Source organism: Nocardia mikamii NBRC 108933, assembly GCF_001613505.1.
Lineage (GTDB): Bacteria > Actinomycetota > Actinomycetes > Mycobacteriales > Mycobacteriaceae > Nocardia > Nocardia mikamii.
In genome coordinates, this window is the sequence record NZ_BDCM01000003.1 from 40,820 (window position 1) to 66,132 (window position 25,313).

Genomic DNA, 25,313 nt, shown 5'->3' on the forward strand with positions numbered 1-25,313 from the left:
TAGCCGCATGGGCAAAGGGTTCAATGGCATCGTGCTGAAGGCGCTCGGCGCCGACGACTACCGGTTCACAGTGACCTCGACGCGGCAGATCAGCGACAGATACTTGCGCATCGGCTTCACGGGCGGCGGCCTGCTGGCCGAGCACCCGGTCCACCCCACCCAATGGGTACGGATCTGGTTCGCCGAGGACAGCGGCAATCTCGTCCAGCGGGGCTACACCCTGGTCGACCCGAATCCGGAGGCCGACACCTTCGATATCGAATTCGCCCTGCACGGTGGACCCGCCTCACGCTGGGCCGAGAAAGCCGCGGTCGGCGATGTCATCGACGCGACGGTCATGGGCTCGAAATTCGCTGTGCCCGAACCGGTCCCCGCCGAGTTTCTGATCTTCGGCGACAGCGCCTCCCTGCCCGCCGTCAACTCGCTACTGGACGCCATCGGCGAGACTCCCGCCCGAGTCTGGCTGGAATGGCAGCACGAATCCGAACAGTCGCTGCCCGTGCGCAGGGGCCCGAAAACCGAAATCACCTGGGTCGAACGCGTCAACTACGGCCAGTTGCTCCGGCAAGCCGCCGAATCGGTCACCTGCTCCCCGGATGCCTTCGGCTGGGCCGCGTGCGACGCCGCCACGACCCGGGCCGTCGCCAAATCACTGAAATCCAAACTGCCCAAGGGGAATGTCGCGGCACGCGGATACTGGCGATGACTCGCCATCACGAGCTGCCGTCGACACCGTGGACCGCGTCGTAGCCACAAAGTGCGGTAGCCGATCACCGGCGCTGCTCGTCGATGAGATCGCTCACCGAACCGGCTGTTGGAACCGGTTCGGACGCAGGCATTTTACGTTGCGACGCCGGCCGCACTATCCCCTGCTGACGCAGTTCGAGCGGCGAAAGAGCGTCGATCGGGACGATGCAGGCAATCGGACGCCCATGGACGGTGACAGCCACTGCATGGCCGGCACGCACCTCAGCCAGATGTCGACTGAGATGATCACGAAGTTCACGCACGCCGATCTCCATCACAACCCCCTTTGCGGCTTCATTGTCTGAAAGCCGAACTGCCGAAACACAATATCGCCACCCGCGGCTACTGGAGGTGAGCAAGACACGGCCGGGGCCTGTCGTCGGGGTGGCGGCGGCTCGCGGTGTGGACCGTACATCCGACCTGGTGATACGACAGGTGGTACGAGCTTGCATACTCCGAGCACGCCGCCCGGCTTCGGGGTTACTCTCTGTCGGTTGCCACAACAGCGCTCGAAGGAGTCCGATGTTTGCGCTCGTCGTGAAATTCAATCTGGAGAACGAGGAGAAGGCAACCGCCTTCGACGCCTTGGTCGCCGAAACTGTTCGAGCGATCACAGCCCAGGAACCCGGCACCCTCGTCTATGCGACTCACACGGTTGTCGACGAACCACTCTCCCGGATCTTCTATGAGGTGTACCGGGACCGTGAGGCGTTCGACGAACACGAACGCCAGCCCCACACCCGACGGTTCCTCGAGCAGCGATCAGAGTACGTCGAGTCGTTCCGCGTCGAATTCCTCACTCCCACAGCGGCAAAGGGGCTTGCTGCTGCTCAGTAGTCCGAGTCGGAGTCGGTCCGCGATCCCGCACCACACCGCGAACCCATGCACGGTCTCGACACTGCGGCAGGACTTCAATCGATCCGAACCCCGTTGTTCGCCGAATATGCCCGTTGCCGTATCGGGCCAGTTCAGGCGGGTACGACGCCCACCCGCTGCGCCAGCTTGCCCAAGTCGCCGGTCGTGAGGTCGCGCCGGGCAGTGCGCATCATATGTCCGACGAGTTCGCGAACGTGGATCATGTTCCGAACATGTTGTGGGGCAGCATGTTCGGCACGCAGTAGAGCGTAAAGCGCCTCCCGGTAGTCGCGCTTCATCGCGTGCGCCCGCCCGATCTCCACGAAGTACTGGGCGCGGCGTCCTTCGGCGGGCAGATCGCCCACGGACAGGCTTGGCGCCAACGCGAGCACGCGGCCTGGTTCGCGCCGTTCCATCGCTGCTGACATGCGCCACAGCTGGACGTTAGCCGGCCCGAACGTAGGATTGCGCAAGATCGAATGTCCGGCCGGGGCATCGGCCAGCCTTCGCGAATGTTCGGCCGCCTCGTCCAGATGGGGTTCCGGGTCACCGCCCATCGCAGCCGTGACGAGCGACGCCTGAAGATGCAGCATCCCGAATGTCTCGATCTCACCTATCGTGCGTATCTCGGGCGCGATCGTATCGGCCGTGCCCTCCGCGTGCTCCAAAGCGGCGGGCAGCGACCCTGGCCGGGACAGCAGTACCTGAGAGCGAGCGAAGGCGATGGCCGCAAGGGCGGCCGTTCCGCCGATCTGGCGAGCCGCGTTCTCGGCTTCCTGCGCGGCCGTCCAGGACAGCGCCCCATACCCGCGCGCCTTCAGGGCGGCGGCCGTGGTGTGCGCGATTGTGCTCAGCACATCCCAAGCCCGGTATAGGTCATCATCGTGCGCGTCACGGATGTGCCGGTAGCAGTCGGTCAGCATCGGAGCCAGCATCGGGCCCAGCGCGGCGTAATCACAGGCTATGCGCAGCTGGGCCGCGCGCTGCGCGAGCCTGCTCAGGTCGTCGAGGGAGCTTGGCGGACCGGTATGTGTCGCGTTTCCCTGAGTCCACAGCGCGATCTCGATATCAGGCACGGCTGCGTGGAATCCCGCGGCGGACGGGTCGATCCGGTCTTGCTCGTATCCAGTCAGGTCGCCGAGTGTGCAGCCGAGCGCTGCCGCCAGGGCCAGCAACGTGCGGCGCGAGTCCACCGGCCGTAATCCAGCCTCGTACTTGGCAAGCGCCGATCGGCCGATACCCGACCGATCGGCCAGTACCTGTTGCGTGATGCCACGCCGGGCACGAATCTGGCGTACCCGCTGGCCGATGTAGATATCCGGTTCGTCGGTCATGACTACATACCTGTGTCTTCCCTGCCGAGTCCCACGCTTTACGCGCATTGTTCCAGCACGGAACAGGATTCGGCACCCACGTTGCAAAGCTGCAGTGCAGGCCCCGCCGCCGGACCGAACCGGCACCCCTTTCGCTCGTCGATCCAATCCACAGCGACGCCGGATCGACGGTGAACGGATCTTCGGCGGCGGGTGCCGCTCACACACACGAGATGGGAGGGCACACAATGGATTCCGGTGAAGCGAACGCGAAGCCCACCGCGATATGCCTCGTACGCGCAGAGGTCTCCGGCCCCAACGCCCCGCGGCACGCGATGGAGGTGCAGCGTCACGCAGAACGTCTCGGCTACCTTCATCTCTACACGGTGCGGCCGCCGGCCGACGCCGCCGATCCGGTCGGCTATGCGCTGGGACTGGCTGCCAGCCTGAATGTCGACGCGGTGGTCGTCTACGACCTGGAGACCGTCGGCAACACCCCGCGCCGGGTCTGCGACATGTTCGACCTCGAAACCGTCTGTCCCCCAGCGACTTGGGCCGCGACTCTGCCGGGCTTCGCCGATCCCGAACACTCGCACCCGGAGCAACCGCTCACTGTCGCGTCGGCGCAACAGATCATGCAGCAGCATGTGAGTTGCCGTGCTGTCGAATGCCCGCGCAAGGCGAGCGCATACGGCTGCCTGGTCCGCGCCGGCAAGATCGTTCCGCCGGTCGACAGCCCTCGCGAACGTGCGGCTGCCCGGGGGTTGCGGTTCCGTCCGCGCCGCAGCAACGATGGTCCGCTACCGGAGGGAGTGAACCTGGAGACCCTGCTCGACGTCTTGAGCGGGCTGGCCGACTACGCCTCGACCGGGAACCGATAGCGAGCCGCGATGAGCTTCACCGAACCCACGGAAGCTCAACCCGAATCGCCGCTACCTCACGAACCGGACATCGGGCTCTGCGTGCTCATCACCGTCCCGAACAAGCACGAGCTGAAGTTCGTCGCGTGCATACCGGCCGCGATCCGGTTCGCATTGCATTGGGGCGCCGACTACCCGGCGGTGTCGGTGACTTTCGAGCCGCCGGATCCGCACCGCCGGCGGCTGCCCTGTGAACGGCTGTGGACACTTCCGTGAGTGACATCTGGGTCTTCGGCGCCACCGCGCTCGGTGCTCTGGTGATCGTTTCCGTCACGGTGTGGTGCTGGCCGGCCCGGATCCCGAAAGGCCGCTCAGTGGACGAAATCCGCCGGCGGATCGAAGACGAGGACGACGAAACGTGACAGTGAGGCGGGATAGTCTGACCAGCAGCAACCTACCGACGAGGGGAGCCGGACGTGAACGACGCCGAGCAGATGGGTTTCGACATCGACTTCGACGAGAAGACCCAAGCCTTCCTGGATTGGGTCGCGCCGCAGCGCATGGAGTCGCAGGTGCGGTCGTTTCTCTCCAACACCATTCCGGGCATCGCCGACTACGAAGACCCGTGGTGGAAGCCAGCGGTGCTGACGCGCGTCCTGGACGCGACACTGGAACTGTTCGGCGACTGGGGCACATTCAGCGCGCCGGAAAACCGTGATCGCGCAGATCAATTCGTTCGTTTCCTGGGTGAATGCTGTGTCAAACAGCATCCCGGCATGGCATGGACCAACGATCCTGGGTCGGGAGCTCCGCTCTACACCGACTTCGGGCCAGCCGTGCATTTAGTCGACACCGGACTCGGCGAGAACGTGATCTCGCTGGTCCGAGAACTTTTCATGGAGAACTACGGCCCTCGGATGGTCGAGTACAGCATCCAGAAGGCCGGAGTACCTATCTGATCATGAGCATCAGGGGGGCGCGTGCCGGACGAATACGACGGCATCCGACGTGGATTGTCGAATTATGAACGTGGCCTGTATTTCGAATTAGGCAGAGCACATATCCGGGGGGAAACAGCCGAAAGGGGCTGGGTTCGCCAGTTCCAATTGCAGGTTGGCAATAAGGCACGCATCCTGGATTCGGCTCGGACCGATGGCCGTGGAACACGCGGTGTCGAACGTAAATCGGGCCGGATCCATGAACGGTCCACGCTGGAGCAATTGCGTCGTGAACGAAGCGCTCTGGAATCCGGAAAGCTGACACACAGCCGCTGGGAAACTGTGGCGGGCGAGAAGATTCCCCGTTCGGTCGGCGACGAATTACGAGCAATGACCCAGGATTTCCCGGGGCGGTTCGAACACGAGGTGTTGTCGAGAGCCGACGCAGCGCGCGCACTCGAGCTCGGCCGGTCGTTGGTTTCGAGACAGCTCGAGTTGGTTCGCACCTATCAGCTCGATCGTGCCGACCGAGCGCGCAAACGACTTCAGAACATTCGAGAACTGGTCAGGAAGCGCGAACTCGAACGACAAAAGCAGCGCGACGACCGGCGCCGCCGAGCGCAAGAGCGCCTTCCGAGAGTCCGCGAAGCGGCAGAACGGTTGCGGCAGAACGAAGTAAGACAGCGGCGCGAACAAACAGCCCGCGAAGCTGCACGGGGTGTTGCCCGCGAATTCGGGGAGGTCATGAAGGGCATCAAACGCGAAGAGCGTGCGGCCCGGGATGCGCGTGAAGCTCGCGAGGCGCGCATGATCGCGGAACTGAACGAGCTGAGCGCGTACGCCGAACAGGTGCAACAGGCGCGCGACGCCGCCGACGCCGCCGAACAGGCTCGCCACCAGGAGCACGTCAAAGCAGAAGAGCGTGCGCGACTGGAGCGAGCAGAACGCGAGCGGAAGCAGCGAGAGAGGGACCTGGCCGACGTGCAGACGCGAGGGAGATTCCCTCCCGACGTGGCGGAGCTCCTGATCAGGAGTCGCCCGACTCCGGGCTTGGAACACCTGCACCAGCAACCGCCGTCCCCGGGGAGGACCCGCGCCGGCCGGGAGGAACGTGCACGCATGCGGGACGAACGCGGACGCGGTGGGCGCGAACACTGGTAGCTCGGGCGGCGATCACGGCATCGCTCCGTGACCGCCACCCATCCGCGAAAACCTCAGGCCGACACCAGATGCCAGCCGGTCGCGCGGGTCCGCTCCGACCAGAACCCGGCGTAGCGGCCGCCGAGTTCGAGAAGTTCGGCGTGCGTGCCCCGTTCGACGATCCGGCCCGCCTCCACGAACAGAATCTGATCGGCGTGGGCGATGGTGTCGAGGCGATGCGCCACCACGACGACGGTTTTGTCCCGCGTCAGTTCGTGGATGCCGCGCACCACCGCCGCCTCGCTGTGCGGGTCGAGGGCGCTGGTCGCCTCGTCGAGCAGTACGATCGGGGCGTCCTTGAGCAGGGCTCGGGCGATCGAAACCCGTTGGCGCTCACCGCCGGACAGCGCCGCACCGCCCTCGCCCACCGCCGAATCCCAGCCGTCGGGCAGCCGGTCGACGATCTCGTCCACCCGCGCGATCTCCGCGGCTCGACGCACCTGCTCGACAGTGGCGTCCGGATTTCCGATGCGAATGTTGTCGGAGATGGTCTCGTCGAACAGGTAGACGTCCTGGAAGACCAGCGACACCTGGCGCAGCAGTGTTTCCGAGGGCTGCCGGCGCACGTCGTGGCCGCCGACGGTGATGCTGCCGGATTCGACATCGTAGAACCGGGAGGCCAGCTTGAGCAGCGTGGTCTTACCGCCGCCGGACGGGCCCACGATCGCCGTCGTGGTGCCGCTCGGCACCGTGAAAGATACGCCGTCGATGATCTTTTCGCCCTCGCGGTAACCGAAGTCGACATTGTCGAAGACGATCTCCGGCGCACCGGGGGTCACCGGTTCGGTGGCCTCGGCCAGATCGTGCTCGGCGAGGAAGTCCGTGATCCGGTCGGCGGCGTCGCCCGCGCTGCGGATCGCGGTGCTCAGCTGCGCGGCGCGGTTGATCGGTTCGATGAACCGGGAGGTCACCGCGATCAGGGCGATCGTGGCCGGAATGGAGAGGTCGCCGCCCGTCCCGCGGGCCACCACCACCGACACCACGATCAGGAAGACGATCTGCACACACAGCGCGAACACCATCAGTCCCGGCACACTGGCGACGATCATGCGCTTGGACGCGGCCTCCTGGTCGCGCAATGCCCGGGTGAGTGCCCGGTTGCCCGCGCCCACCGCACCGAAGGCCCGCAGCACGGGCTGCGCCTGCGCGAACTCCACGACTCGCGAATTGGCTTCTGCCGCAGCGGCATCGAGCCTGCGGTCGGCGCGAGTGTAACTGTTGTTGGCCCAGCTGCTGACCAGCAGCAGCACCGGCAGGCTGACCAGCATGACCAGCGCGATCCGCCAGTCGATGAACGCGACCCCGATCGCGACGCCCACCGGGACCAGGACCGCGGTCAGTACCGGTGCGAGCAGATAGTTGACGACGCTGAGGATTTCGCGCACGCCGCCGACCACCATGCGGGACAGGGATCCGGCGTTGGCGGTGGCGAACCAGCCCAGCGGTAGCGTGCTCAGGTGGTCGCCCAGCCGGGTCTGCACGCCGCGCAGCATACCCACGCCGATCCGCAGACCCACCAGCAACTGCTGGTACGAGCACACCGAGGCGACGACCACGGCGAGCGCCAGCCAGGCGGTCCAGCGCCACGCGCGTCCGAAATCACCGTCGAACAGCGCCTGCAGCACCGGAATCAGCAGCAGATAGGCCGCGATCTGGCCCAGCGCGCCCGCGCCGATGAGGGCCAGATGGCGCGGCACGTAGCGGCGCAGTTCCGGCGGAATGAGGGCGAAGATCTTCCTGATCACCGCAGTTCTCCTTCGGAGTCGGAGCCGCCCGGCACGCCCACCGACGCCTGATTCTGTTCCCAGAGGCGCTGATAGAGCCCACCGGCCACCGACAGCGTCGCGTGGTCACCCGATTCGGCGAGTTCGCCGTTGTCCAGCACCAGAATTCGGTCGACGCCGGTGATGGTGTGCAGCCGATGCGCGATCACCAGCACCGTGCGCCCGGCGACCAGGACGGCGAGCGCGTCCTGGACCGCGGCCTCGGATTCCGGATCGGCGAAGGCGGTGGCCTCGTCCAGCACCAGCACCGGAGTATCGGCCAGCAGGGTACGGGCGATCGACAGGCGCTGCGCCTCACCACCGGACAGCACGGCGTCGACACCGATTTCGGAGTCGTAGCCGCGCGGCAGTTCCAGGATCCGATCGTGGATCTGGGCGGCGCGTGCGGCACGCTCGACATCGGCCGCATCCGCGTCGGGCCGGGCCAGCGCGATGTTGTCGCGGATCGTGCCGCGAATCATCCGCACGTCCTGCAGGACGAATCCCACGGTGCGGTAGAGCTGCGCGGTGGAGTACTCCCGGACATCCTTGCCGCCGATCGTGATCCGGCCGGCGGTCACGTCGTAGAAACGCGGCAGCAGCCGGGCCAGGGTCGACTTGCCGGAGCCGCTGGGGCCGACCAGTGCGGTGATGGAACCGGGAGCGAGTTCGAAGTCGACCTCGCGCAGGACGGTGCGATCGGCACGATAGCCGAAGCTGACCTGTTCGAACCGGACCGCGAGTCCCGTGGCGTCGCCGTTGCCGGCAGCCTCGTCCGCGGCGGCGGCCCGCACCTCGAGTTCGGGTGTCTGCTGCAACTGGTGCAGGCGCAGCGCCGCGGCACCGCCCTCGCGCAGCGCCTGACCGCCGAAGCCGATGCCCAGCAGCGCACTGCCCAGCCCGATGCCGAGCAGCAGGAACGGCAGGATGTCGACCGGATCGGTCCAGCCCAGGTCCGCGAATCCCACGCCGGCCACCACCACGACCAGCATGAGCAGCGCCGGGGTCAGCAGGATCTCGGCGGCCGATTGCAGTTTGGTCATCGGCGTCTTCCACGCCAGCAGGCTCTCGGCGGTGTTGTCGACCGCGCGCTGGAAGGTGCTGTGCGCCTTGCGGGCCCGGCCGAACGCGCGGACCATCTGAATGCCGTCGACGAATTCGATGATGGACTGTTCGATGGCGCGTTCGTTGGCGTCGAAGACGGCGAAGCGTTCCTGATGCGCCTTACCCATCATGGCCGCCAGGCCGCGGGTGTAGAGCACCAGCGGCACCAGCAGGATCAGCGTCAGCCGCCAGTCGACGGTGAACAGGTAGATCAGCGCCACCAGTTGCACCGTCACCGCACCGACGAATTCCAGTCGCGCGTGCGCGACCAGATAGTGCAGGGCCTCGACATCGTCCTGCAGGAACTTCTTCACCTCACCGGAACTGCGGTCGGTGAACCAGCCCAGCGGCACCCGGGTCAGCTTGGCCGCCAGCAGTTGCCGCAGGGTGAGCTGGAATTTCGCGTCGACCATGTGGGTCCAGACCAGCGCCGCGGCCTGCAGCAGTCCACGCAGCACCAGCACCACGACCGCGGCGATCACCAGCGTCCACACCCGGTCCTTGTCGATCGGAGTGGAGAGCAGTTCCCGGCACGCCTCGACGATCAGGATGAACGGCGCCACCGCGCAGATCGAGGAGGCCACGACGACCAGACTCGCCAGCGACAGCGCACCGTTCACCGGCGCGAGCACCTGTTTGCGGGCCAGGCCGTCGGCGCGGCGCTGCTGTTTGAGCGCGACCCGGTCGGGTTCCAGCGGTGCGTCGGGCGTGGTCGGCGGCACCTGCCGCGCCGCCTCCGGCTCGGCCGGATCCACGGTCTGAACCGTCATCAGTCCTTCCCTCCCATAGCTGTCACCCTGCCTGTCGCTGTGCGCCGAATTCGGACATCCCGGCGGCGAAATCACACAGTATGGTGCGCCAGCGCTCGGCGCGCGCGTCGGCCTCGGCCTCGTCCAGCACCGCCGAGTTCACGTCGATGTGCGCGACCAGAACCGGGCGTGAGTCCTTCGACACCACCGCGGTGTTGAGGTCGATCGTGAAGCGCAGCGGCAGATCCGGATGTCCGGCCACACCGAATTCGGCGGTGAGCTCCGGCAACGGCACCGGCGTCCACGGGCCGCTGCCGAACCGCAGCACGTCGAAGCGACCCAGGTGGTTGAGGCGAATCTGCCCGCGCGCGTGCAGGGTCCGATCGTGGACCGGCGCCCGGCCCGTCGCCGGCGTCCAGGTCTCGAGTGCGGCCGCCGGCACCAACGCCGTCTCCTCGACGGTGAACCAGCCGACGCGGCGGGTGTCGTCGCCGGGGTCGCGGCCGTGCGATTCGCGGGTCACCGCGATGCGACCGGTGTCGTCGGCGGTATCGGCGACCAGTCGCGCGCACGCGGCCAGTAACAGATCGTCCAGGGGCACATCGGTGTCCGCGCACCGGGCGAGCAGCGCCTCGGTGTGGTCGGGGCCCAGTTCGACGACTCGCTGGATGGCCTTACCGGCCCGATCGCTGCGCGGATCGGTGTAGCGGCCGCCGAGCGGTGTGCCCAGCGTCGGCGGGATGCCGGTCCGGGTTCCGTCGGGCCCGGAATCCGAAACCTGTTCGGCCCCGGTCTCGTTCACCGCGTCGCCGCCCTGTTCGAGCCGGCGCAGATCGTCGACGAGAATCAGCCAGGACACCACGTCCACCGCCAGGTGGTGGATCGACAGCACCAGTCGCGGCCGGTCGCCGGGCAACAAGGTCGCGGCCACCATGCGGCCGGCGTCCGGATCCAGCCGTTGCGCGGTCGCCGCCAGATGATCTGCCGCACTCCGGCTTTCGTCCGGCGCGGCGACGGCGAACGACGTCTCCGCGCTCGAGCGGTCCCGCGCGATCAGGACCGCCCGCCCGTCGTCGCCGACCTCCAGGCGAGACCGGAGTGTGGGGTGCGCGGTGGCCAAGTCCTCGAGCCGTCGCACGATCGCCTCGGGCGTGATCTCCGGATCGAGCGAGATCACCTGGGTTTGGGCGAGACAGCGGTAGTCGCCGTAGCCGAGTATCTCGTGCGCCAGGGCGGTGAGCGGTAATACGGTTCCCGCCGGTGTCACCTCGGCCTCGGCCTGCGCGTCCTCGGACGGTTCGTCCAGACGCTCGGCGAGATCGCGAAGATCGGCCGCCGCGAGCACTTCTCGCGCCGAGACACGGTAGCCGGCGCCGCGCAGCCGTGACACCAGATCGATCACGCCGATACTGTCGATCCCCAAGTCCACCAGGCTGTCCAGAATGCCGATCCGTGATCCGGCGCTCATCGCCGCGAGCAGCGCCAGCAGGGTGCGTTCGGTCTCGGTGCGCGGTTCGGCGCGGGAGCCGGTGCCGTCCGGGCGGGCCAGCAGTTCGGTCGCCAGGTGCACATCGAGTTTGTCGTTGCGGTTCAACGGAATCTCGTCGACGAACACGATGCGGGTGGGAACCAGGAACTGCGGCAGCCGCCGGGCCAGATCGGAACGCAGCCGTGCGACGGTGCCGCCACCGACCACCAGCGCGCCCAGCCGGGTCCGCCCGTTCTCGGTGAACGCCAGCGCCGCCGCGTGGCGAACGCCGTCGAGTTCCCGCAGCACCACACTGACCTCGTCCGGTTCCACGCGGTATCCGTTGATCTTCACCTGCCGGTCGACGCGCCCCTCGTAGGCGATGGTCCCGTCGTCGGACCGGCGCACCAGATCACCTGTGCGATAACGCCTTTCACCAGCAGGCCCCGCGACGAAGGCGGCCGCGGTGGTCGCGGGCCGCCCCAGATAACCGAGCGCGAGTTGTGGCCCGGACAGGTAGAGCTCGCCCTGCCCGCCCGGCGGCACCGGCCGTAGCCGGTGATCGAGCACCTCGGCGGTCATCGCGTCGAACGGACGGCCGATGGTGGGCGCGGCGTGGTCGTGCACATCCGCCATCAGCGCCTCGACGGTCGCCTCGGTCGGACCGTAGAAGTTGATGACCCGGGTGGTCGCCAAGCCCTGCAGGCGCCGCCAGGTATCCGGGCTGATCGCCTCGCCGCCGAGCGCGAGCACCGCCAGCGGACAGCGCTCGGCGCCGGTCTCGGGATCGGTGCGGAACAGTCCGGCGGCGATCAGCCGGTTCAGCATGGACGGCGACGTGTCGAAGATGTCGATCCCGAATTCGCCGATGGCGCCGACGATGCGCTCGGCATCGGTGCGCACTTCGTCACCCAGCAGGACCAGGGTATGGCCGCTCAGCAGCGCGACCGTGGGCTGCCACGCCGCATCGAATCCGGTGGACCAGCCGTGCCCGATGCGCAGCGTACGCCCGGTGGCGGCGGCGATCGGCGCGAAGATCCGCCGCTCGTGATTGCCCCAGTGGTTGAGCAGTGCGCGATGCGACACCGCGACGCCCTTCGGCCTGCCGGTCGTGCCGGAGGTGAACACCACATAGAACGGTGCGTCCGAATGCGGTTGCGGCACAGCGCCTGTCGCGTGGACCGAGTCGCCGTTCCGTTCCGGCGCCACTACCTCCCGCAGCGTGACGGGCCTCGATGCGAGCGACTGGGATGCCGCGCCGGAGTCCGACCCTACGGGTGCTCCGGCGCCGTCCGATGCGTGCAGTGGCGACTCGTGCGCTGGCACATCTTCCGGCGTGGCGAAGTCCGGGTTCGCCACCTCGGCCGGCAGCGTCGACCGCTGCACACGACCGTCGCCCGCCGGATCGACCACCTCGGAGGCCCGGAACAGCAGGCGGCCGTCGCTGTCCGTGATCCCGTGGCGGCACTCCACACCCTGGGCGCGGACCTCGGCCAGGACTTCGGCGCGATCCGCATCGGCGAGAACGATCCGCGCGCCGCTGGTGGTCAGCAGATAGGCCACACGGTCGGCCGGTGTGGCGGGATCGACGTGGACACACGTGGCACCGGCGAGACCGATGGCGAAGGGCGCGTGCAGAACTCGGCGATCCCGGGGCAGCATGACCGCCACCGCGTCACCGGTGCCGATTCCGGCCGCTCGGAGCTCGTCGGCCAAGGTGCACACCGCGGAACCGAATTCGGTGAAGCTGTGCTCACCCACCGCGTCGACGACCGCGATCCGATCGGCGGCCGCACGAGCCGCGTTGAGCAACGCTTCCGGGACCGTCGCGGCAGAACTCGCCGCACCGCCCGGCACCGGCTGCGCGGATGCGGCGGGGCCCGATTCTGCACCACAGTCGTATTCGAAGATCAACGCGGCGGGCTCGTCGTCGAGCAGCACGTCGACCGCACTACACTGCCGCGCGCTGACGATCCGGGTGGCGACCGCGAGGAGCCGGCGCGCCATCCGGTCCGGGTCGAAGGTGGTGAGCAGGTCGGGCCGGGTTTCGACGCGGCAGATCAGCTCGCCGTGTTCCAGTACGGGTACGACGGCGATCGGATAGTGGCTCGGGGAATCGACGCGGCGTGCGGTCATGGTGGCGCCGCCGCCCATGGGCATTCGCGGTGCGACCGCGCCGACCGGTGAGTTCTCGAAGACGAGCAGGCTGTCGAACAACTGCCCGGCGCCGGCGTGGCGGGTGATCTCCGCGATGCCCAGATATTCGTGCGCCCGCAACTGCGCCACCGCGCGCTGCAGTTCGGCGCCGACCTGCGCGGGCGCGCGTTCGTCCATCCGCACCCGCACCGGAATGGTGGTGACCAGCGCGCCGACCAGGCGCTCCGCGTTCGGCAGCGAGGCGTCGCGACCCGAGGTGGTCTGGCCGAAGACCACGTCGTCGCGGCCGGTCAGCCCGGAAAGAATACGCGCCCAAGCCATTTGGAGCACGGTGTTCAGGGTGAGGCCGTTGGCCCGCGCCCAGGTGAGGAGCCGGTCGGTGCCCGCCGCGTCCACGCGCGCCTCGCCCACGACGGGCAGGTCGAGATCCGCCGGGGCCGGTGGCCCGAGCATCGGCATCGGCGCCAGACCCTCCAGTGCGGCGGCCCACGCCCGCGCCGAGGCCTCGGTGTCGCGACTCGCCAGCCAGGCCGCGTGTTCCCGCAACGGCGGAGCCGGGGGCAGCGTCGCGCCCTCCCCCCGGTGCAGGGCGATCAGATCGGAGAACAGAAGCGGAATGGACCAGCCGTCGACGACGATATGGTGGGCGGTACACACCACTTCGTAGTCGCGCTCGCCGACCTGCGCCGCGACGACCCGGAACAGCGGGCCGCTGTCCAGGTCGAGCCGCCGGCGCGCTTCCTGCCAGTAGAGATCCCGCGCCGCCGCCTCGGGGTCGGGTGCCGAGCGCAGATCGACCTCGCGCCAGCCGATTCGGCCCTGCGAGGTGATGACCAGCACCGGATGCGGCACATCCTCGGCCAGTACCGCCGCCCCCAGATGCGGGTAGCGCCGCAGGACGCCGTCGAAGGCCGCGCGCAGTGCCGCCGGATCGGCCAGATTATCGACGCGCACGGCGAAGGTGACGAGATAGGGGTCGATGCCCTGCACCATCGAACTGACCGAATACAGCCCGCGCTGCAATGGCGACAGCGCGACGACGTCGAGAATCTCCACCTCGCTCACCGTGCGGCGAACTTCTTGCCGAGTGCGGCCAGCGCGGCCGGATCCAGACCGGAAGCGCTCATCGGCGCGACGGGGGCGGGCTGTTCGGCGGCCGGGGCCGCCTCGGCCTCGGTCAGCTGTGCGGCCATCTCGTGCACCGCCGGGAATTCGAACACCTTCTGCACGTCCAGCGCATAGCCTCGCTCACCGAGCAGGGTGACCATGCGCAGTGCGGCGATGCTGTCACCGCCCAGGGAGAAGAAGGTGTCGGCGCGGCCGACCTCGTCGTCCGCGTCCAGCTCGAGCACCTCACGAATGGTGTCGGCGATCAGCCGTTCGGCATCCGTGCTGGGCTCTCCGCCGAGGCCGGTGCCTCCGGAGTACGACGCGTTCCGTTCGAACACCGTCGGAAGCTCCACATCGCGCAGCGGATTTTCCGAGGCCGCAGCACAATTCAGCAGCCATCGCTCGATTCCGCTTGCGAGCGTATCGAATTCATCACTCCCCGCGAGTGCCGCCGGGAATTCCAGGGTCACCGCCACCTCCTCGGCTCCGGTGACGACATCGGCGACGACATCCACTCCGTGCGGCCGCGCCACCCGCCGGGCGATCTCGCGCGCATTCGCACCGGTCACCTCGGTTCGGGTGGTGACCAGGGCTTGGAAGGGCGCGCCCGCGCCGACGGCGGCGGCACCGCGCAGCTGATGCGTGATCCGCTCGATCCGGGCCGCGGCATGGGCGCGCGCGGGCACCGCGAGCTCCGCGACCTGCGCCAGCAGCGCTCCCGGGGTGGACGCCGTGGCGGTGTCCACGCGCAGCACCAGATGGTTCGCATAGGCGCCGAGCGCCGAATCCTCCTGTGCGCCGGTACGTCCCGCGTCGGCGATGCCGATCGGCACATCATCGCCGAGACCCGCCTGGCCCAGCACCGCGGCCAGTGCGGCGACCACGGACAATTCGACGTCGTGATCGCCGAAGGCAGCCGTCGGAACCCGGAGGGTGCGCGTCGCGGCGCCCGCACCCGATTCCACGGCGGAATCAGCGGCCACCGCCACGCTCGCCCGCTCCGGCAGGTCGGCCAGCCGAGCCAGCCAGTACCCGAGGTCGGGGTCGGCGGCGGCATCGCCGACCAGCGACTTCATCTGTGCCATCGCGTAGTCCCGATACTGCCTCACGGGCTCGGCGACCGACCCCTCGACCAGTTCCGCGACCAGCAGTTCGAGACTGCGATCGTCGGCTGCGACCGGATGAGCGGTGAGGGACAGAATGTCTCGATCGGGCGTGCGGTGCAGTCTGATCCGGATCGGCAGCTCGCGCACCGGATCGATGCGGTGCGCGGCATCGGAACGCAGCGCGGCGTCGAGGTCCGAGGCGGCGGTGTCGACCGTCTCGACCACCGTATCGGGCGCATCGACGACACGCTGGTAGGGAATCCGACGATCGTCCGGATAGACCGTGCGCAGAATGTCGTGCCGGCTCACCGCGGCGACCGCGGCCCGCTCCAGATCGGCCGGTCCGAGGTCGCCGGTGATCTCCAGGGCGAGAAAGAGATTCGTCGCCGCGACGCCGCGCAGTCGTTCCGGTAGCAGGGCGGCCTGCTGGGCCGGGGACAACGGGATGCCCCGCCCGCCCGTTCGCGACTCCGTCGCGGCCGCAGCGGTTTTCGGAGCAGACGTGGCCGGCGCGGCCGTATTCGGCACGGGCGAATCAGACATGGGTAATCAGTCCTTACTTGCCGACGGTCGCGAAGGTCGGTTCGAGCTTGTCGAGCAGATACGGCACCGACAGCGCGGTCGGCTGGTTGATGGCGTTGATCGTGATCATGTCGACGAACGAGATGCCGCCCTGGCGCACCGACGGCAGATCCGCGTAGCCGGGCAACTGGGTGAACTTCTCCCGCAGGCCCGGCGCCGCGCCGCACACCAGCAGATCGGAGGTCAGATCACCGAGCCGTTCCGGCGAGAGCGCCAGCCGTCCGCCCGAGGGGGCCTCGGCGACCAGTTTCGCCGGCATCGTCATCCCGAGCCGCGTGAACACCTGCGCGGAACCGTCTTTCGGATCCGCCAGCACCATCAGCTGCGTGGGCGTGGTGAGCATGCAGGTGAGGAAGGTCTTGCCCTTCAGGCCCGGATGTTTCGCGGCGACCGCGTCGATCGTGCCGTGCACATCGGCGACCACCTTGTCGGCCTGGTCCTGCTTGTGCAGCGCCTTGCCGAGGGCCTGAACCTGGTCCTCCCACGGGTCGATCTGCGCAGAGGACAGCGGCCCGATGGTCGGGGCCAGCTTGGACAGCTTGTCGTACATGGCCTTGTCCATCATGTAGCCCGGCGCCACGATGAGATCGGGTTCGAGCGCCGCGATCTGCTCGACCACATCGCCGCCCATGTTCAGGGCCTTGGACTGTTGCGGCAGCGACGGCGGCAGCCACGGCACGGTCATCCCGGCCCCGGCGCCGGGCACCAGATAGCCGACCGGGGTGACCCCGAGCGAGACGGCCGCGTCCAGCCAGGCCGGGCCGAGGGTCACCACGCGCTTGGGCGTGCCGTCGACGGTGGTGGTGCCCATGCTGTGCTCGATCGTCACGGCCCCACCGGAATCGGCGTCGTCCGAACCGGATCCGCAGGCGGCCACGGCGCTCACCAGACCCAGGATCAGCGCCAGCAACGCGGTTCGCAGCACCGCGCCGTATGCGCGCATGCCGCGGCGCGCGGATGTTCGACCTGGGTTCATTGCACAGCTCCTTGTACTTCGCTCCGGGCGACTCGCGATCCCGGCCCTCTCGAATCGTAGCTTAGGCTAAGCTAACACTGGTCGTCGATGCCTCGACCCTGGCCGCCAATCCCGCCACGGTCGGAGTGTCGAACAGTGCGCGCACGCCGATCCGCACGCCGAATTCGGCTCGGATCCAGGCCAGCAGCCGCACCGCCAGCAGGGAATGACCGCCGAGTTCGAAGAACGAATCCTCGGCGCCTATCCGCTCGCGGCCGAACATCCGCCCGAACAACTCCGCGATCCGCGTCTCCACCGCGGTATTGGGCTCCCGATACAACTCCACCGGCGACCGCTGTGGCAGCGGCAGGGCGCGGCGGTCCAGTTTTCCGTGTTCGGTCAGCGGAATCTCGTCGATGATCGCGAAGGCGCCCGGAACCATGTACGGCGGCAGGACGGCCGCCGCGTGTGCGCGCACCGCCTCCACATCCAGTGCGGCGCTGCCGTTCTCGCTGCGCGCGGGCACGAGGTAGGCGGCGAGTACCGTGCCGAGCGTCTCGTCGGACACCGCGGCGGCCACGCAGTGCGCGACGTCGGGGTGGGCGGCGACGGCGGCCTGCACCTCGGCGAGTTCGATGCGGTAGCCACGCACCTTGACCTGTTCGTCGGCGCGGCCCAGGAATTCGAGTTCGCCGTTGCCGTTGCGGCGCGCCAGATCTCCGGTCCGATAGAGCCGCTGCCCGGGCGCGAACGGGTCGGCCACGAAGCGCTCGGCCGTGGCGGCGGCCCGGCCGAGATAGCCGCGCGCCAATTGCGCGCCCCCGAGGTGGATTTCGCCCACCACGCCGGTCGGCACCAGTTGCAGCCGCTCGTCGAGCAGATACAGATGGACATTGCGGTTGGGCCGGCCGATCGGCACGATCCCGGTTCCCTGCGGGCCCTCCACGGTGAGATGGGTGGCCGAGACGACCGCCTCGGTGGGCCCGTAATGGTTGCGGAGTTCGGCCTCGAAGATGCCGGCGAACCGGTCGGCGACCTCACCGTAGAGCGCCTCACCGCCGACCGGCACATGGCGCAGCGCGCGCCACTGGCTCACCTCCGGCAGCATCAGCAGGGTGCTGAGCATGGACGGCACCATATGCAGCACGGTCACGCCGCAGCGCGAAATCAGCTCCGCCACATGGGGTATGTCGTCGAAGGCGTCCACCTTCGGGATCACCAGGCCGGCGCCGAGGGTGAGCGTCACGAAGATGTCGAGCAGCGAGGCGTCGAAACTTATCGACGAGGATTGCAGCAGCCGATCCTGCGCGCCCACACCCCACTGCGCACAGAATCCCACGACGTGTTCCGCGATCGCGGCGTGGGAGACCGCGACCCCCTTCGGCGTTCCGGTGGAGCCGGAGGTGTAGATGACGTAGGCGAGATTGCCGGGCCGCAGCGGGCGCAGCCGGTCACTGTCGCGCGGATCGTGCTGCGGCGATGTGCGGGCGGCCGCTTCTGCGGCGCGCAGATCGCCCGCATCGAGGACCAGCGCCGGCCGCGCATCGGCGAGCAGGAATTCCACCCGATCCGCCGGATAGGCCGGATCGATCGGCAGATAGGCCGCACCGGCCTTCAGCACCGCGACGACGGCGATCACGAACTCCACCGAGGTGGTCAGCCGCAGCGCCACCACGTCCTCGGTGCCGATTCCCCGCCGAATCAGATGATGCGCCAGGCGATTCGCGCGCCGGTCGAGGTGGCCGTAGGTCAGCTCGCGATCTCCGTCGCGGGTATCGACGAGTGCGACCGCCTCGGGATTCGCCGCCACCCGCCGCTCGAACAGATCGACCAGCGTGGTGGGAGCGACGGCGACGAGTTCGCCGTGCGACTGATCCAGAATTCCCTCACGGTCACGGACGCCGAAGATATCCAGCTCGCCGACGCGACGCTTGGGTTCGGCGATCGCCGCCGCGAGCACGCGCACATAGTGGGTGAGGAACTGTTCGATGATGCGGGCGTCGAATTCGTCTGCCTGATAGGCAATTTCGACGCGATCGAGTCTGTCGCCGGTGGTGATCACGCTGAGCGACAGCGGCATCCGCGTCGTCGGGCTGCCGACGTCCACCGCCGCGGTCGCGATGCCCTCCAGGGAGAGCGTCGCGGTGCGACGGATGCCGAATTCGATGCGGGCCAGCTGCTCCAGTCCGTCGCGACCACTGCCCCGCTCGGGGTTGAGGTCGGCGACGACCTCGTCGATCGGTGTACCGCGGTGCTCGAAAGCCGCTGCGGCGCGGTCGTTCACCGCGCGCAGGCAGTCGAGGAAGCTGCCCGCCGGATCGACCGTCGTACGCAGCAACAGCGTATTGCCGAAGTACCCGATACCGGCGTCGTCGGCATGCCGCACGGTGGCCGGTACGCACACCAGGAAATCCGTTGCGGCGGTGTAGCGGTGGATCAGCGTGTCGAAGGCGGTGAGAAGTACGACGAACGGCGTGGTGCCCTGCCGGTGCGCGAACTCTGTCACCCGCGCGGCCACATCGGCCGGGAGTCCGGCGCGGACGTGGCCGGTGCGCAGCGAGGGTACGGTCGCGACGACGCGGCCGGGCAGTTCCAACGGCTGCGGCAAGGGCGACAATGCGTTTCGCCAATACGCGCGATCGGCCTCCGCTGCCGGGCCGGGTGCCCCGTCGCGTCGGCTGCGCACCGCGCGGTCGACGGACGCCCGCGCGGTCGCCACCGCGTCGTAGCGCTGCCCCACCTCGTCGAGGAAGATCTGCCAGGAGTCGTCGTCCCAGGCGATCGTATGCACCACGAGGGTGAGGACATACTGTCGCTCGCCGGTGCGAATCAGCAGGCAGCGTAACGGTGTCTCGGCCGAGGGATCGAAGGCGCGCCCCGCCTCGCGGCGGATCAGCACCTCGGCTCGGCGCTCGCGACTGGCGTCGGCGAGATCGCGCAGATCCGCCTCCTGCCAGGACGGCGTCGCGTCGGAACGCACCACCGCATGCGGCTCGTCGTCCTCGTCGAGGGTGTATACGGTGCGCAGAACCTCGTGCCGCGCAACGGTTTCGGTGATCGCGTCCCGCAGCCGGACGGCGTCCACGGCACCCTCGAGCCGATGGACCGCACAGCAGTTGAGTGTGGTGTCCTCCGGATCGCGGTTCTGCAGGAACCAGATCCGGCGCTGCCCCGCCGACAGCTCCACCGCGGCCGGCTCCTGCGCCGACAGCGCGGTCATCGCGGGGCGTCGGTGAGATAACCACCGCGAGCGAAGAATTCGGCGCCGTCGTGCTCGGCGCCGTCGGCGGTGCGCACCCGGGTGACGACCAGTCCGAGATTGCCACCGCGATGTGCGTCCGGCCCGCAGATCACCACGCCACCGCCCTCCTGCACGACCACTCGGCCGGGGGTTCCGCCGTAGCGGGCCTGCGACAGGGTGGCGGCGGTGATCTCCACCTTCTCGCCGCGGTAGTAGGAGAACGCCCGCGGATACGGCTCGGACAGCGCGCGCACGAAACGCTCGAGATCCACTGCGTCCCAGTGCCAGTCGATGCGGCTGTCGCGCTCGGACCGCTTGTGGAAGTAGGTGCGCTCGGCCTTGTCCTGCGGCCGCCAGACCGCGGTGCCGGATTCGATCGCGCTCAGCGCCTCCTGGAGCGCGCCCGGAATCAATTCCATTCCGGCGAGGACGAGTTCGGTTCCGGTGGCGGTCGGGCCGATCGGCAACGAGCGCTGCACGATGATGTCGCCGGTGTCGAGCTGTTCGTCCATCCGGTGCACGGTGAGGCCGAATTCGGATTCACCGCTGATCAGCGCCCACAGCACGGGCGAGAACCCGGTGAACTTCGGCAGCAGCGAATCGTGCAGATTCAGCGTCCCGTGCGGCGGCATCAGGTACAGCTCCGGCGGCATCCAGGTGTACCAGCTGTTGACCACGATGATGTCGGGTTCGGCGTGCTTGACCAGGTCGATGGTCTCCGCGTCGGCGCGCTCGGTCAGGTGGACCGGAATGCCGTGTTCGCGCGCCAGTTCCTCGACCGAATCGGACCAGATGCCCTTGTAGGCGTGTTCACTCGCGGGGTGGGTGACCGCGAGAACCACCTCGTGTTCCGAATCGATCAGGGCCTGCAGCGTTTGACGACCCCAGGTCTGATAACCGAACGACACGATACGCATGAACCGAACCTCTTCCCTCGAACTAAGGGTAGCCTAGCCTACAGTTTGCCGGGTGATCATTCCGGGCGCTGCCCGGCCCCGATCCGTGCCACCGCGGCGGCCCGGCGAACCGGCACCTCACCCAGCACCCGATCCGAAAGTTCGCCCAGACAACTGAGATTGGGGAAGCCGGGCCCCTGCGCCATCCCCGCGAGATTCGGCAGGTAGAGCTTGGCGTCGAGGCCGGACACCGCCAGATCGTGGCCGATGGCCGCCTCCAGCCGGGCATGGGTGACGGGCCCGCCCACCGCGAGCTCCACCAGATCCGAGGCGTCGGCATCGAACAGATCCAGGAACCACAACGGCTGGCCACCGGTCGCGTCGACCACCAGATCGAAGGCGTGCATCTGATCGGGACGCAATTCGTTGCGCAAGGTGAGCGCCACCCCCTCGCCGCGCTCGGCCACCCGCACCACGCGCCCCTGGAGATGATGAACGCGATTGTCCCCCAGCACGTTCTCCTGCACCCGCACCGAGAACACGCCCCGATCGGTGCGGCGAATGACGTCGCGGCGCTCCTGCAGGCTCAGTGCCCGCCACTTCGCCGGATCACTGAACAGCGCATTCTCGAAATAGCTTTCGCCGCGCGTGTAGATGGTGGCCGCGGGCGAGATCACCGACACGGTGAGGACATCGTGGCGGACCAGTTCGTCCACCGCCGACCCCGCGGTCTCACCACCGCCGATCACCGCCGCCCGCGAGGAGACGGGCAGCCGGCGCTTCCCCGCGAGATCCCAGAAGTCCGCGATGCTCAGCACCTTCGGATGTTCGGCCAGCGCGCGCCGGCTGTCGCCCGGGCCGGTGATCATCAGCCCGTCGCAGTCGATTTCGGTCTCCACACCGGAACCGTCGGCCACCGCGACCAGCCAGCCGTCGGCGGCCGGGCGAATCCGGCGCACCGCGCCCATCACCATCTCGACCTCGGCCTTGCGGGCGACCCACTGCAGATAGTTGGCCCAGACGTGGTGATGCGGATTGGGCCGGCCCCGGTCGATCCACTCGGCATAGGTGCCGTTCTCGACCAGGAACGAAGTCCAGCTGTAGGCGATCATCGCGCGGTCGATCGCGCGGTTGTGGCCGCGCGCCCAGGTGGAGTGATACGGGAAGCCGACATCCTTTTCGGGGCTGGTGCCGAGCCGATGCTGGCCGTCGGTCCATCCGCCGCTGGGCAGCCAATTGCCGCCCACCGCATGCGGTTCCACCACGACCACGCGCGGAGCGGGTAAGCCCAGGTCCCGCAGCACCCGAGCCTTCGCCGCCACTGCCATCGCTTTCGGCCCGGCTCCGACCACGAGAAGCGTCTTCACTGGTACTCCCGTTCTGTGATTCCAGCCACCGCCCAGCCGGTCGCCGGGGCGTTCAGCTGCGCAGATCCGACATATCGGGAAGAGCGGATCCACCCGAAGTCGACTGAGTATTACCTACCTTTGCATAGGCTTACCTTATATTGCTTAGTGGTGCCAGCCCTTGCGGAACGATTGCGAGGCACGGCACTCCTGTCCCCCAACTGATCGGATACGACCATGATCAAGATCAAATCCCGTGCCGTTGCGGCGTTTTCGCTGGCCGCCGTGGTCTTCGCCGGCGGCGTCGCCTCCGTGACCCCGGCCGTGGCCGCGCCGATCGCCGCCCCTGTGCACGCCGCCGCTCCGGGTGTCGGCGAGCTGCAGAGCAAGCTGGAGTTGGTGCTCGACCCGAACGGTTCGCGGTCCGCTCGCGCCAACGAGCTGGAGGCCGGCGAGGCCGGTCTGAGCCTGGTCGACCAGGTCGGCGGCGTCATGGCCTCGGTGCCCGGATTCCAGTGGCAGGCCGTCGCTCCGGTGAACGTGCAGGGCGACACCCTGACTCACAACCTGCAGATCAACGTCCCCGGCTTCGATGCCATGTACATCGAGCTGAAGTGGAAGGACATCGACGGCACCTGGAAGCTGACCCGCGAATCCGAGTGCACGATCGCCTATTACGCGAACCTGCCCTGCACCGTTTAGTGCACGAGCGGTCCCGGGCGCCCGCCGTCGCGCCCGGGACCGCCATCGCGGACGCCCGGGCCACTCGCCCGACAGCCCCGCCCGCTCCAGATCCTCCGGCGCCGCGGCCGGCCCGTATCTGCGCAGGCCGATCCTCGGCACTACGGTGCTGTCGTTAGGGTCGTTACGTGCGACGCCGGCAACAGCCGCCGCTGCCCAAGCGCCACGGACTCGATCCGGCGCGGCTGCGGTTACCCGAAGACGGAACCTGGGCGACGATTCGCGACCATCTGGTCCATCGGCTCCCCCGGGTCCCCGCCGCGCGCATCGACGAGATGCTCGCCGGCGGCGACATCGTCGACCTCGACGGTCCGATCGAGCCGGACGCGCCCTATGTCCCCGGGGGCGCGGTGTGGTTCCACCGCGATCTACCCGACGAGACACCGGTGCCGTTCGAGGTCACCGTGGTGCATCGCGACGACCATCTGCTGGTGGTCGACAAACCACACTTCCTGTCCACGATTCCGCGCGGACAGCACATCCTCGAGACCGCACTCGTCCGGTTGCGGCGGGATCTGGACCTCCCCGATCTGGTGCCCGCGCATCGGCTGGACCGGACCACGGCCGGACTGATCCTGTTCATCATCGATCCGGCGCGGCGCGGGGCGTATCAGACCCTGTTCCACAAGCGCCGGGTGCACAAGCAGTACGAGGCGATCGCGCCCTACGATCCCGAACTGACCCTGCCCCGCACGGTACGCAGCCGGATCGTCAAGGAGCGCACGATCCTTCGCGCCTTCGAGGTCGAGGGCGAACCCAACGCGGAAACGCTGATCGAGCTGATCGACCACCGCGACGGCCTCGGTCGCTACCGGCTGAGCCCGCACACCGGCCGCACCCATCAGCTGCGACTGCACATGAACGGGCTCGGGGTGCCGATCCTGGGCGACGACTTCTATCCCGACCTCACCGATCGCCCCGTGGACGATTTCACCCGGCCGCTGCAACTGCTGGCCGCGCGGCTGGCCTTCACCGACCCGATCAGCGGGACCGAGCGGGTGTTCGAGACCACGCGAACCTTGCGGGCGTGGACCGATTACGCGGGCTGGAGCGGCGAACCGACCGGATAGCCCGAACGGCCGTTCGCCCGCGAGCCGCGACACCGGCGTCCGATGCGTCGATCGTGACCCGCCGAACACGGCGCGCGCGCCCGGATGAACGTAGACTGGCGGCGATGTCTCGAAACGATAACGGGGTTGCGCAGTCCTCGGCCCCGGTCGGCCCGGGGCGCCGGTTACACGCTTACCTCGACGTCGCCGTCGTGGTGGCGGTGCTCGCCGGTACGAATCTGATCGCGCATTTCACCTCACAATGGGCGAATATCGCGACCGTTCCGGCGGCCGCGGTGATTCTCGTGCTGTTGATGCGGCGCCGCGGGCTCGGCTGGGCGGAATTGGGACTTTCGCCGCGGCAGTGGCGGCGCGGAACGCTCTATGCGCTCGGCGCGGTCGCGATTGTCGTGGGCGCGGTGGTGATCGGCGCCCTCCTGCCGATTACCCGGCCGTTCTTTCTCGCCAATCGATATGCGACCCTGTCCGGGGCATTGATCGCCTCCATGATCGTCATTCCGCTGCAGACGGTGATTCCGGAGGAACTCGCCTTCCGCGGCGTCCTGCACGGCACACTGGATCGAGCGACCGGCGCACGCGGTGTATTCATCGTCGGGTCACTGCTTTTCGGCTGCTGGCATATCGCCTCGTCACTCGGTTTGACCAGCGGGAACCGCGGTTTGAGCACGCTGCTCGGCGGTGGTGTCGGCGGGCAGATCGCCGGAATCGCACTGGCCGTCCTGGCCACCGCGGCCGCCGGTGTGATCTTCACATGGTTGCGCCGGCGCAGCGGAAGTCTGCTCGCGCCGATCGCACTGCACTGGTCACTCAACGGCGCGGGCGCGCTCGCGGCGGCCATTGTCTGGCATACCGCGGTGCACTGAAATTCCGCTGTCGCAGCCTAATTCGCCAATCGCCGGGCCGAACAGCGCATTTGCATATTCGCCCGAACTGATGTTCGGTGAAAGCGTTGACCGCGCCGATGGTCGGCGATTACTCTCTCACTTCGATCACACATATGTTCGAGTACTCGGGTAATCGACCTCGGTAGCGCGGTTGCTGCCGGGAAAGGCACGCCATGCTCGACGAGCAGTCGACCACCACGACCGCCGTCCCTCCGGCGGACTCCGCGC

General features: G+C 68.2%; 20 protein-coding genes. 10 read left to right on the forward strand and 10 right to left on the reverse strand.

Features of this window, described 5'->3' with window-relative positions; translation table 11 throughout:
• Positions 1-7: 7 nt before the first annotated feature.
• Positions 8-706, forward strand: a complete 699-nt coding sequence (locus NMI01S_RS01805) for a siderophore-interacting protein (RefSeq protein ID WP_062994297.1) — start codon at positions 8-10, stop codon at positions 704-706.
• 64 nt (positions 707-770) lie between these two features.
• Here the strand turns inward: NMI01S_RS01805 and NMI01S_RS33880 are convergent, their stop codons facing one another.
• On the reverse strand, positions 771-1,022 hold the full coding sequence (locus tag NMI01S_RS33880; RefSeq protein ID WP_084512155.1) for a type II toxin-antitoxin system Phd/YefM family antitoxin: 252 nt from the start codon (positions 1,020-1,022) through the stop codon (positions 771-773).
• 247 nt (positions 1,023-1,269) lie between these two features.
• Between NMI01S_RS33880 and NMI01S_RS01810 the strand changes: the two genes are divergently transcribed.
• Positions 1,270-1,584, forward strand: coding sequence for a putative quinol monooxygenase (locus NMI01S_RS01810; protein WP_062994298.1), 315 nt, complete (start codon positions 1,270-1,272; stop codon positions 1,582-1,584).
• Positions 1,585-1,715: 131 nt separating this feature from the next.
• Here NMI01S_RS01810 and NMI01S_RS01815 read toward each other — a convergent pair whose 3' ends face one another.
• On the reverse strand, positions 1,716-2,936 hold the full coding sequence (locus NMI01S_RS01815; RefSeq protein ID WP_062994299.1) for a helix-turn-helix domain-containing protein: 1,221 nt from the start codon (positions 2,934-2,936) through the stop codon (positions 1,716-1,718).
• A gap of 227 nt (positions 2,937-3,163) precedes the next feature.
• Between NMI01S_RS01815 and NMI01S_RS01820 the strand changes: the two genes are divergently transcribed.
• The 5 genes from NMI01S_RS01820 to NMI01S_RS35600 are packed head-to-tail and all read left to right on the forward strand — an operon-like array spanning position 3,164 to position 5,874.
• Entirely contained in the window at positions 3,164-3,796 is a 633-nt protein-coding gene (locus tag NMI01S_RS01820) for a hypothetical protein (RefSeq protein ID WP_157126008.1), read from the forward strand.
• 9 nt (positions 3,797-3,805) lie between these two features.
• Complete coding sequence (locus tag NMI01S_RS01825; protein WP_062994301.1) at positions 3,806-4,051, forward strand: hypothetical protein; 246 nt, start codon at positions 3,806-3,808, stop codon at positions 4,049-4,051.
• A complete protein-coding gene (locus NMI01S_RS34660) occupies positions 4,048-4,197 on the forward strand; it encodes a hypothetical protein (RefSeq protein ID WP_157126009.1) in 150 nt (49 codons plus the stop codon). The genes NMI01S_RS01825 and NMI01S_RS34660 overlap by 4 nt, the downstream gene beginning before the upstream one ends.
• A gap of 54 nt (positions 4,198-4,251) precedes the next feature.
• Positions 4,252-4,734 (forward strand): hypothetical protein, encoded by a 483-nt coding sequence (locus tag NMI01S_RS01830; RefSeq protein WP_062994302.1) that lies wholly within the window; start codon positions 4,252-4,254, stop codon positions 4,732-4,734.
• Between the two features lie 21 nt (positions 4,735-4,755).
• Positions 4,756-5,874, forward strand: a complete 1,119-nt coding sequence (locus tag NMI01S_RS35600; RefSeq protein ID WP_157126010.1) for a hypothetical protein — start codon at positions 4,756-4,758, stop codon at positions 5,872-5,874.
• Positions 5,875-5,927: 53 nt separating this feature from the next.
• Here the strand turns inward: NMI01S_RS35600 and NMI01S_RS01840 are convergent, their stop codons facing one another.
• From NMI01S_RS01840 to NMI01S_RS01875, 8 genes are all read right to left on the reverse strand, one after another.
• Positions 5,928-7,658 carry an ABC transporter ATP-binding protein gene (locus NMI01S_RS01840; RefSeq protein WP_062994304.1) on the reverse strand — a complete coding sequence of 577 codons (1,731 nt, stop codon included), beginning with the start codon at positions 7,656-7,658 and terminating at the stop codon, positions 5,928-5,930.
• Positions 7,655-9,550, reverse strand: coding sequence for an ABC transporter ATP-binding protein (locus NMI01S_RS01845; protein WP_062994305.1), 1,896 nt, complete (start codon positions 9,548-9,550; stop codon positions 7,655-7,657). The genes NMI01S_RS01840 and NMI01S_RS01845 overlap by 4 nt, the downstream gene beginning before the upstream one ends.
• A gap of 22 nt (positions 9,551-9,572) precedes the next feature.
• Entirely contained in the window at positions 9,573-14,219 is a 4,647-nt protein-coding gene (locus NMI01S_RS01850; protein WP_063920628.1) for a non-ribosomal peptide synthetase, read from the reverse strand.
• Positions 14,216-15,913 (reverse strand): condensation domain-containing protein, encoded by a 1,698-nt coding sequence (locus NMI01S_RS01855; protein ID WP_084512161.1) that lies wholly within the window; start codon positions 15,911-15,913, stop codon positions 14,216-14,218. The genes NMI01S_RS01850 and NMI01S_RS01855 overlap by 4 nt, the downstream gene beginning before the upstream one ends.
• A gap of 13 nt (positions 15,914-15,926) precedes the next feature.
• The gene (locus tag NMI01S_RS01860) at positions 15,927-16,928 is read right to left on the reverse strand and encodes an ABC transporter substrate-binding protein (protein WP_062994306.1); all 1,002 of its coding nucleotides are present in this window, start codon (positions 16,926-16,928) and stop codon (positions 15,927-15,929) included.
• A gap of 61 nt (positions 16,929-16,989) precedes the next feature.
• The gene (locus NMI01S_RS01865) at positions 16,990-20,127 is read right to left on the reverse strand and encodes a non-ribosomal peptide synthetase (RefSeq protein WP_062994307.1); all 3,138 of its coding nucleotides are present in this window, start codon (positions 20,125-20,127) and stop codon (positions 16,990-16,992) included.
• Positions 20,124-21,065, reverse strand: a complete 942-nt coding sequence (locus NMI01S_RS01870) for a methionyl-tRNA formyltransferase (RefSeq protein WP_062994308.1) — start codon at positions 21,063-21,065, stop codon at positions 20,124-20,126. The genes NMI01S_RS01865 and NMI01S_RS01870 overlap by 4 nt, the downstream gene beginning before the upstream one ends.
• 56 nt (positions 21,066-21,121) lie before the next feature.
• The gene (locus NMI01S_RS01875; protein WP_084512163.1) at positions 21,122-22,372 is read right to left on the reverse strand and encodes a SidA/IucD/PvdA family monooxygenase; all 1,251 of its coding nucleotides are present in this window, start codon (positions 22,370-22,372) and stop codon (positions 21,122-21,124) included.
• Positions 22,373-22,627: 255 nt separating this feature from the next.
• Here NMI01S_RS01875 and NMI01S_RS01880 point away from each other — a divergent pair, with 255 nt between their 5' ends.
• From NMI01S_RS01880 to NMI01S_RS01890, 3 genes are all read left to right on the forward strand, one after another.
• On the forward strand, positions 22,628-23,092 hold the full coding sequence (locus tag NMI01S_RS01880; RefSeq protein ID WP_062994310.1) for an MTB12 C-terminal domain-containing protein: 465 nt from the start codon (positions 22,628-22,630) through the stop codon (positions 23,090-23,092).
• A 167-nt stretch (positions 23,093-23,259) separates the two neighbouring features.
• Positions 23,260-24,201 (forward strand): RluA family pseudouridine synthase, encoded by a 942-nt coding sequence (locus NMI01S_RS01885; RefSeq protein WP_062994311.1) that lies wholly within the window; start codon positions 23,260-23,262, stop codon positions 24,199-24,201.
• Between the two features lie 104 nt (positions 24,202-24,305).
• Positions 24,306-25,064, forward strand: a complete 759-nt coding sequence (locus NMI01S_RS01890; RefSeq protein WP_062994312.1) for a CPBP family intramembrane glutamic endopeptidase — start codon at positions 24,306-24,308, stop codon at positions 25,062-25,064.
• Positions 25,065-25,313: the final 249 nt, after the last annotated feature.